Annotated in this window: 7 protein-coding genes; 3 read left to right on the forward strand and 4 right to left on the reverse strand. The window is 66.1% G+C overall.

Going from position 1 to position 9,200, the window contains the following annotated elements; genetic code table 11:
* The 4 genes from prpE to N5C25_RS19635 form a co-directional block, all read right to left on the reverse strand.
* Nucleotides 1-1,852, reverse strand: a 1,852-nt coding sequence (gene prpE, locus N5C25_RS19620; RefSeq protein WP_279937706.1) for a propionate--CoA ligase, incomplete at its 3' end; no start/stop codon positions are given.
* Nucleotides 1,853-2,599: 747 nt separating this feature from the next.
* The gene (locus N5C25_RS19625) at nucleotides 2,600-3,214 is read right to left on the reverse strand and encodes an RluA family pseudouridine synthase (RefSeq protein WP_262213473.1); all 615 of its coding nucleotides are present in this window, start codon (nucleotides 3,212-3,214) and stop codon (nucleotides 2,600-2,602) included.
* Between the two features lie 122 nt (nucleotides 3,215-3,336).
* On the reverse strand, nucleotides 3,337-4,323 hold the full coding sequence (locus N5C25_RS19630; RefSeq protein WP_005415428.1) for a malate dehydrogenase: 987 nt from the start codon (nucleotides 4,321-4,323) through the stop codon (nucleotides 3,337-3,339).
* Nucleotides 4,324-4,441: 118 nt separating this feature from the next.
* Nucleotides 4,442-4,933: a peptidylprolyl isomerase gene (locus N5C25_RS19635; protein WP_005408225.1), complete on the reverse strand. Its 492-nt coding sequence runs from the start codon at nucleotides 4,931-4,933 to the stop codon at nucleotides 4,442-4,444.
* A 268-nt stretch (nucleotides 4,934-5,201) separates the two neighbouring features.
* On the opposite strand from N5C25_RS19635, the gene typA reads away from it, so the two are divergent.
* Genes typA through N5C25_RS19650 form a run of 3 tightly spaced genes read left to right on the forward strand, consistent with a single transcriptional unit; the run spans nucleotide 5,202 to nucleotide 9,192 of the window.
* The gene (gene typA / locus N5C25_RS19640; protein ID WP_026346967.1) at nucleotides 5,202-7,049 is read left to right on the forward strand and encodes a translational GTPase TypA; all 1,848 of its coding nucleotides are present in this window, start codon (nucleotides 5,202-5,204) and stop codon (nucleotides 7,047-7,049) included.
* 11 nt (nucleotides 7,050-7,060) lie between these two features.
* Nucleotides 7,061-7,528, forward strand: coding sequence for a DUF2127 domain-containing protein (locus N5C25_RS19645; protein ID WP_019659569.1), 468 nt, complete (start codon nucleotides 7,061-7,063; stop codon nucleotides 7,526-7,528).
* A 41-nt stretch (nucleotides 7,529-7,569) separates the two neighbouring features.
* A complete protein-coding gene (locus N5C25_RS19650) occupies nucleotides 7,570-9,192 on the forward strand; it encodes an amidase (protein WP_279937710.1) in 1,623 nt (540 codons plus the stop codon).
* The last annotated feature ends 8 nt before the right edge of the window (nucleotides 9,193-9,200 follow it).

The raw sequence follows: 9,200 nt of genomic DNA on the forward strand, positions 1-9,200 counted from the left end.
CCAGCGCGCCGGGGTCGTCCAGCGTCGACAGGTCGCCCGGGTCGCGCTGCTCGGCCAACGCCTGCAACGAGCGCCGCAGCAGCTTGCCCGAACGGGTCTTGGGCAGCGCGTTGACCACGTGCACGTGCGCCGGGCGCGCCACCGCGCCGAGCGAGGTGGTCACCGTGGCCATCATCTCGGCCACCACTTCCGCCGGATCCTCGCCATCCAGGCCCTGCTTGAGGGTGACGAACACCAGCGGCACCTGCCCCTTCAGTTCGTCCTTGACGCCGATCACCGCTGCCTCGGCCACGCGCGGGTGGCTCGAAATGGCCTCTTCGATCTCGCGCGTGCCCAGCCGGTGCCCGGCCACGTTGATCACATCATCGGTACGGCCGAGGATGAAGGTGTAGCCATCGTCGTCGCGGATCGCCCAGTCCAGCGAGCTGTACAGCAGTTCCTTGAAATGGCTGAAGTAGCTCTGCAGGAAACGGTTGTCGTCGTTCCACACGGTGCTCATGCAGCCAGGCGGCAACGGCGGCGACACCACCAGCACCCCCTTCTGCCCCGGTGCGACTTCCTCGCCGGTGTTCTCGTCGATCACCTTCATCCGGTAGCCAAGATTGGGGAAGCCCGGCGAACCGAAGCGCACCGGCTTCATCTCCAGGCCCGGCAGCAGGGTCAGAGCCGGCCAGCCGGTCTCGGTCTGCCAGTAGTTGTCGATGATCGGCTTGCCCAGCGCTTCGCTGATCCAGTGCGCGGTCGGTTCGTCCAGCGGCTCGCCGGCCAGGAACAGGTACTTCAGGGCGCGCAGGTCGTGGCGATGGATGAAGTCCGCATCGTGCTTCTTCAGTACGCGGATGGCGGTGGGCGACGAGAACATGGTGCGCACGTTGTACTGCTCGCACAGCGCCCACCAGATGCCCGGATCCGGATTCGTCGGCAGCCCTTCGTACAGCAGCGAGGTGCAGCCACCGATCAGCGGGCCGTACACGTTGTAGGAATGGCCCACCGCCCAGCCGACATCGGAGGTGGAGAACATTACCTGCCCCGGCTTGCAGTCGAATACGGTTTCCATCGACTGCGCCATCGCCACCGCGTAGCCGCCCACATCGCGCTGCACGCCCTTCGGCTTGCCGGTGGTGCCGGAGGTGTACAGCAGGTAGCTCGGCTCACTCGCTTCCAGCCACTGCACCGGCACATCCACTTCCCCGATCTGTGCACGCAGCGTGGCGTACTCCACATCACGGCCCGGCACGCGTGGTTCGGCGGCATCCAGCCCGCGCGACACGATCAGCACATGCGGTGGCGGCGAAGCCGCTTCGGCGCAGGCCGCGTCAACCATCGGCTTGTACGGAATCAGCTTGCCACCGCGCATGCCGGCATCGGCGGCGATGAGCAGCTTCGGCTTCGCATCGTCGATGCGCAGCGCCAGGTTGTGCGCGGCGAAGCCACCAAACACCACCGAGTGCACCGCACCGATGCGCGCACAGGCCAGCATCGCGAACACGGCTTCGGCCATGTTCGGCATGTAGATCACCACGCGGTCACCATGGCCGACGCCGAGGTGCTTGAGCACGGCGGCGAAGTCGTTTACTTCGCGATACAGCTGGCGATAGGTGATTCCGCGGGTGCTGTTGGTTTCGGTGGAGATGGCGACCAGTGCGAGCTGGTCGGCGCGCTCGGCCAGGTGGCGGTCGACGGCGTTGTAGCAGAGATTGGTTTCGCCGCCGACGAACCAGCGCCGGAACGGCGGATTGCTGTAGTCGAGCACCTGCTGCGGCGGTTTGTGCCAATGGATGCGCTTGGCTTCCTCGCCCCAGAAGGCCTCCGGCTCGTCGATCGAGCGACGGTAGGTTTCCTCGTAGTTCATGACGCAGCCCTCCCAGACGAAGTCATGGGTTCGAGGATAGTCCGGCGCTGGCGCGCGGGCCGCCCTACCTTGGTAGGGGGGTGGGGTTTGTTATGCAGGGCTTGCAGCCCTGCACCCGTGGTAGTGCCGGCCGCTGGCCGGCAACCTCAGAAGCAACAGCCGAAGCAACAGCGGGTTTCCCGTGGGATGGCGAGGTGGGTCCGGTTGCGGGGGACGCCGTGAATCCGTCCGTGGAGGCTCGGTCGCCGCATCCATGCGGCTCACGCCCCCGCAACCGGACCCACCCCGCCTTCGACAGTTTCCTGCCATCTGTCGGAACGGCGTATTGCTCTGGTGGGTGTCGACCTTGGTCGACACGGTAGATCCACGCCATGCGTGGATCCTTTTCGATCAATTGTTGAAATATTCGATTCCGATGGATTTGATCCACGCAAAGCGTGGATAGACCATCCGTCACCGGAGATCTGTCGAAGGCGGGGCGGTGTGGGTTGGCAGGACCGTTGGCGCCATGGATGGCGCCATCGAGCCCCCATGGGTAAGGGCGCTTTGCTTGCGAAGCACTGCTACGCAAGCGCCCGAACGCCCAGCCGCCAGCGGCTGGGCCGGACCGCGGAGCAGGGTTTACGGCGTGTCCTGCCAACCCACACCGCCCCGCCCAACAAGCAGAAAACCAGAGCCGCCTTGGCCTTTCGCGTTGCTCCGGTTCGTAGCAGGTGCAGGGCGCAGCCCTGCCGATACACCTATTCTCTAGAACGGAGCCGCGGACTCGAACGCGAGCGCCTCGCCCGTCAGCGGATGCGTAAACCGCAGGCTGCGCGCATGCAGATACACGCGTTGCGCCGGTGCCGCGTCATACAGCACGTCACCGACGATGGGATGACCGAGACTGGCCATGTGCAGGCGCAGCTGATGGCTGCGGCCGGTGATCGGTTCCAACGCCACGCGCGTGCGCTGCGCTTCAACATCACGCGCCATTACGCGCCAGCGTGTCAGCGCCGGCTTGCCGCGTTCCTGATCGACCCTCTGCTTCGGCCGGTTCGGCCAGTCCACGATCAACGGCAGGTCCACTTCACCGGAATCACCCTCGAGCAGCCCCTGCACCACCGCTTCATACCGCTTGCCAACCTGGCGCTGCTCGAACTGCATCGACAACGCCGCCTGCATGTCCTTGCCGCGCGCATGCAGCAGCAGGCCGGAAGTCACCTGGTCCAGGCGGTGCACGGTCAACGCATCCGGATACAGCGCCTGCAGGCGCGCGACCACGCAGTCCTGGTTCTCGGCGCTGCGGCCGGGTACGGACAACAGGCCAGCCGGCTTCTCGGCCACCAGCAGTGCGTCATCGATGTAGTGCAGGTGGATCATGCGGTTCCAGGAATTCCAAATGAAAACGGGGAAGCCGAAGCCTCCCCGTTTTCTGCGTACCAACCAGCGGTCGGTACCTACCTTGATGGAAGAGGTACCGGCTCGCGCCGGTACCGCCTGCATCAGCCCAGCAGGTGGGCGACGCCGGCGCGCTCTTCTTCCAGCTCGGCCAGGGTCTTGTCGATGTACTTCTGGCTGAAGTCGTCGATCGGCAGATCCTTGACCAGGGTGTACTTGCCGTTCTCGGTGGTCACCGCGAAGCCGAAGATCACGCCTTCCGGAATGCCGTAGGAACCGTCGGACGGCACGCCCATGGTGACCCACTTGCCGTTGCTGCCCAGCACCCAGTCACGCACGTGGTCGATGGCGGCGTTGGCGGCCGAAGCAGCCGAGGACGAGCCGCGGGCTTCGATGATCGCCGCGCCGCGCTTGCCGACGGTCGGGATGAAGGTGTTGGCGTTCCACTCCTGGTCGTTGATCGCATCGGCGATCGACGCACCATCGGCGGTGGCGAAACGGTAGTCCGGGTACATGGTCGGGCTGTGGTTGCCCCACACCACCAGCTTCTCCATGCCACCGACCGGCTTGCCGAGCTTGGCCGACAGCTGGCTCAGCGCGCGGTTGTGGTCCAGGCGCAGCATGGCGGTGAAGTTTTCCGGCTTCAGGTCCGGGGCCGACTTCATGGCGATGTAGGCGTTGGTGTTGGCCGGGTTGCCGACCACCAGCACCTTCACGTCACGGCTGGCGACCTTGTTCAGCGCCGCGCCCTGGGCGGTGAAGATCTTGGCGTTTTCCAGCAGCAGGTCCTTGCGCTCCATGCCCGGGCCGCGCGGACGCGCGCCGACCAGCAGGGCGATGTCGGCGTCCTTGAACGCGACTTCGGCGTCATCGGTGCCGACCATGCCGGCCAGCAGCGGGAAGGCGCAGTCTTCCAGCTCCATCATCACGCCCTTCAGGGCGGCCTGGGCCTTGTCGACCGGCAGTTCCAGCAGCTGCAGGATGACCGGCTGGTCCTTGCCCAGCATTTCGCCGGAGGCGATGCGGAACAGCAGGGCATAACCGATCTGGCCGGCGGCGCCGGTCACGGCAACACGAACGGGTGCTTTCATGGGGGTTTCCTCTTGCTTGCAAGCGTTTGATGGGACGCCGCGGGCGGAGCCACGCAGGCCTGGCGGGCGGCGGGGAACAGGGAAACGGCCACCCGTGGGTGGCCGTTTCGAAGGGGGATCAGGCGGCGAGGTGCTTGTTCCACTCGGCGACGCGGTCGGCCTGGGCGGCCAGCACGGCGTCGACGTCGCCTTCCAAGGTGATCGAATGGATCACGTCGCCCTGCTTGACCGAATCGACGATGGCCTGGCCTTCCAGGACCTTGCCGAAGACGGTGTGGCGGCCGTCCAGCCAATCGGTCTTGATGTGGGTGATGAAGAACTGGCTGCCGTTGGTGTTCGGGCCGGCGTTGGCCATCGACAGCGAGCCGACCTCGTGCTTCACGCCATTCTTTTCGTCTTCGAACTTGTAGCCCGGGCCGCCGGTGCCACGGCCCTGCGGGCAGCCGCCCTGGATCATGAAGTCGGCGATCACGCGATGGAAGATCAGGCCGTCATAGAAGCCGTGCTTGACCAGGTTCACGAAGTTGGCCACGGTCAGCGGCGCCTTGTCGGCGAACAGCTCGACCTTGATCGGGCCCTGGGTGGTGTCGAAAGTGGCGATGAGGGACATGAAGATCCTTGATGCAGAGGGGAACGCGTCTAGCCACCTAGTTTACACCTGCCTTGCGGCGGCGGCGGCTTCGACCATGGGCGCAGACCCGGGCTTCAGCCGCCGGCGGGGCAGCCCGCGCGACGGTCCTGGCGGCCTCGGCCGTGTGGCGGCCCAGCTGAATGGGCCCCGTGACGGGCGTGAAATCCACCTTTTCGCGAATCGTCAAGTTCGACGTATAATGTTGGACTTCTTTTTCCAAATCCGGCGCCGACTGGCCCCCTTTCGTATGTCCATCGAAAATCTTCGCAACATCGCCATCGTCGCCCACGTCGACCATGGCAAGACCACCCTGGTCGACCAGCTGCTGAAGCAGTCCGGCACCCTGTCCGAGCGTACCGTCCTCGCCGAGCGCGTGATGGACAGCAACGACCAGGAAAAGGAACGCGGCATCACCATCCTGGCCAAGAACACCGCCATCACCTGGGAAGACAAGAAGACCGGCATCAAGAACCGGATCAACATCGTCGACACCCCCGGCCACGCCGACTTCGGCGGTGAGGTCGAGCGCGTGCTGTCGATGGTCGACACCGTGCTGATCCTGGTCGATGCGATGGACGGCCCGATGCCGCAGACCCGCTTCGTTACCCAGAAGGCCTTCGCGATGGGCTTCAAGCCGATCGTCGTGGTCAACAAGGTCGACCGTCCGGGCGCCCGTCCGGAGTGGGTGATCGACCAGGTCTTCGACCTGTTCGACAAGCTCGGTGCCACCAACGAGCAGCTGGACTTCCCGATCGTCTACGCCTCGGGCCTCAACGGCTACGCGGGCCTGGAAGACACCGTGCGCGACGGCGACATGACCCCGCTGTACGAAGCGATCATGAAGCACGCGCCGAAGCCGGAAGTGGACCCGGAAGGCCCGTTCCAGATGCGCATCAGCCAGCTGGACTACAACAACTTCGTGGGCGTGATCGGCATCGGCCGCATCCAGCGCGGCACCCTGAAGAAGAACATGCAGGTCGCGGTCATCGACCGTGAAGGCAAGAAGCGCAACGGCAAGGTGCTGCAGGTGCTGGGCTTCATGGGCCTGGAGCGCATCGAGCAGGATTCGGCCGAGGCCGGCGACATCGTGGCCATCTCCGGCATCCAGGAGCTGACCATCTCCGACACCATCTGCGCACCGGACTTCCCGGAAGCCCTGCCGGCGCTGACCGTCGACGAGCCGACCATCTCGATGACCTTCCAGGTGAACAACTCGCCGTTCGCCGGCAACAAGGACCTGTCCGGTGGCAAGTTCCTGACCAGCCGCCAGATCAAGGACCGCCTGGACCGTGAAAAGGTCCACAACGTGGCCCTGAAGGTCGAGCAGCTGGAAGACGCCGACAAGTTCCTGGTCTCCGGCCGTGGCGAACTGCACCTGTCGGTGCTGATCGAGAACATGCGCCGCGAAGGCTACGAGCTGGCCGTGTCGCGCCCGGAAGTGATCATCAAGGAAATCGACGGCCAGCTGATGGAGCCGATCGAGCAGCTGGTGGTGGACATCGAAGAAGTCCACCAGGGCGGCGTGATGGAAAAGCTGGGCACCCGCAAGGGCCAGTTGAAGAACATGGAATCGGACGGCAAGGGCCGCGTGCGCCTGGAATACCAGATCCCGGCCCGTGGCCTGATTGGTTTCCAGAACGAGTTCAAGACCCTGACCCAGGGTTCGGGCCTGCTGTTCCATGTGTTCGACCACTACGGCCCGAAGGAACAGGGCGCGATCGCCAAGCGCATCAACGGCGTGATGATCGCCAATGCGCCGGGCGTCACCCCGGCCTACTCGCTGGGCCCACTGCAGGAACGCGGCAAGCTCTTCGCCGCCGAAGGTGACAACGTGTATGAAGGCCAGCTGGTCGGCATCCACTCCAAGGACAACGACCTGACCGTCAACGCGATCAAGACCAAGCCGCTGACCAACATGCGCGCTTCGGGCAAGGATGATGCGATCCAGCTGACCCCGGCGATCAAGTACTCGCTGGAACAGGCCCTGGACTTCATCGAAGACGACGAGCTGGTCGAGATCACCCCGAAGGAGATCCGCCTGCGCAAGAAGTTCCTGACCGAGAGCGACCGCAAGAAGGCTTCGCGCGGCGGCTGAGCCAGCACCCCGTGAGCCAGAGCGGCTACAACCCGGATCCACACCGGCATCCGGGCCTGCACGTCATCGCCCTGCTCGAAGCGAGCAAGGCGATGCTGGCACTGTTGGCTGCCACCGGGCTGGAAGTGCTCGGACCGCAGCCGCTGCGGCACGGCATCATGGCCCTGATCCGGCGTTTCAGCCTGGATCCGGACCACGGCACCCTGCCCTCGCTGCTGCACATGATCAGCCCCGACGCGGTCCACCTGGCCGCGGCGGGGATGATCGGTTACGGACTGCTGCACCTGGTCGAAGCCTGGGGCCTGTGGCGGGCCAAGGCCTGGGCCTCCTGGCTGGGTTGCCTGACCGCTGCCCTGTACCTGCCCTTCGACATCTTCGCGATCATCCGCCATCCCGGCTGGCCGTCGTGGACGATCCTGGCGATTAACCTGATCGTGGTCTACGTACTCGCCCGCGACCTGCGCAAGCGCCACCGCTGAGCACTCGCTACACTGGGGATTGGAGCCGACCAAGCCGCCCCATGCGCCTGTCCTTGCCGCCTCTGCTGACCTGCCTGCTCGCCGCGCTGCCGGCGCTGCTTTCGGCTGGCTGCAGCCCGGCCACGCCCAGCGCGCATGCGGCCGAACCTGCGAGCCGCAACGTGCCATTCCCGTACGCCGAAACCGATATTGCCGACCTGCAGGCGCGGATGACCGCCGGTGAACTGGACAGCACCACCCTGACCCAGGCCTACCTGCAGCGCATCGCCGCCCTGGACCGCGCCGGGCCGCGCCTGCGCGCGGTGATCGAGCTCAACTCCGATGCCCTGAAGGAAGCCGCCGCGCGCGACCGCGAGCGCCGTAGCGGCCACCTGCGCGGCCCGCTGCACGGCATCCCGCTGCTGTTGAAGGACAACATCAACGCCGCGCCGATGGCCACCAGTGCCGGCTCTCTGGCCCTGCAGAGCTTCCGTCCGGACGATGCCTACCTGGTGCGCCGGCTGCGCGATGCCGGCGCCATCGTGCTGGGCAAGACCAACCTCAGCGAATGGGCCAATTTCCGCGGCAATGATTCGATCTCCGGCTGGAGCGCGCGCGGCGGCCAGACCCGCAATCCCTATCGGCTGAGCCATTCGCCCTGTGGTTCCAGCAGCGGCAGCGCGGTAGCCGTGGCCGCCAACCTCGCCAGCGCAGCAATCGGTACCGAAACCGACGGCAGCATCGTCTGCCCGGCGGCGATCAATGGCATCGTCGGCCTCAAGCCGACCGTAGGCCTGGTCAGCCGCGACGGCATCATCCCGATTTCCTTCAGCCAGGACACCGCCGGTCCGATGGCGCGCAGTGTCGCCGACGCTGCCGCCGTGCTGACCGCGATCGCCGGCCGCGATGATGCCGACCCGGCCACCGCGACCATGCCCGGCCGCGCGGTCTACGACTACACCGCGCGACTGGACCCCCAGGGCCTGCGCGGCAAGCGCATCGGACTGCTGCAGACACCCTTGCTGAAGTACCGGGGCATGCCGCCACTGATCGAACAGGCGGCGACCGAGCTGCGTCGCGCCGGCGCCGTGGTGGTGCCGGTGGAGCTGCCCAACCAGGGCGCTTGGGCCGAGGCCGAGCGCACGCTGCTGCTGTACGAATTCAAGGCCGGGCTGGAGCGCTACTTCAGCGCCCATCGCGCCCCGCTGCGCAGCCTGGCCGAACTGATCGCCTTCAACCAGGCGCACAGCAAGCAGGAGCTGGGCCTGTTCGGCCAAGAACTGCTGGTGGCGGCCGACGCCACCGCCGGCCTGGCCGACCCGGCCTATATCCGCGCGCGCAGCGATGCACGCCGGTTGGCGGGCCCGGAAGGCATTGATGCTGCCCTCGCCGCCCACCAGCTTGATGCGCTGGTGGCCCCCACCACCGGCGTGGCGTGGCCAATCCGCAGCGAAGGCGACGATTTCCCCGGCGAGAGCTACAGCGCTGCCGCTGTGGCTGGCTATCCCAGCCTGACTGTGCCGATGGGCCAGATCAACGGCCTTCCCGTCGGCCTGCTGTTCATGGGCACCGCCTGGAGCGAGCCGAAGCTGATCGAGATGGCCTACGCCTACGAGCAGCGCACGCGCGCACGGCGCCCGCCGCACTTCGATACCGACGCGCTGATCGACGCTGGCGAGCCCTGAGCTCCGGT

Origin of the sequence: Stenotrophomonas sp. GD03958 (genome assembly GCF_029839005.1) — a bacterium.
Taxonomy (GTDB): Bacteria; Pseudomonadota; Gammaproteobacteria; order Xanthomonadales; family Xanthomonadaceae; genus Stenotrophomonas; species Stenotrophomonas hibiscicola.

Excerpts from the sequence above, each read along its gene's own strand:
- N5C25_RS19625 (WP_262213473.1), bottom strand. The coding sequence starts at position 3,214 with ATGATCCACCTGCACTACATCGATGACGCACTGCTGGTGGCCGAGAAG.
- N5C25_RS19630 (WP_005415428.1), bottom strand. The coding sequence starts at position 4,323 with ATGAAAGCACCCGTTCGTGTTGCCGTGACCGGCGCCGCCGGCCAGATC.
- N5C25_RS19635 (WP_005408225.1), bottom strand. The coding sequence starts at position 4,933 with ATGTCCCTCATCGCCACTTTCGACACCACCCAGGGCCCGATCAAGGTC.
- typA (WP_026346967.1), top strand. The coding sequence starts at position 5,202 with ATGTCCATCGAAAATCTTCGCAACATCGCCATCGTCGCCCACGTCGAC.
- N5C25_RS19650 (WP_279937710.1), top strand. The coding sequence starts at position 7,570 with ATGCGCCTGTCCTTGCCGCCTCTGCTGACCTGCCTGCTCGCCGCGCTG.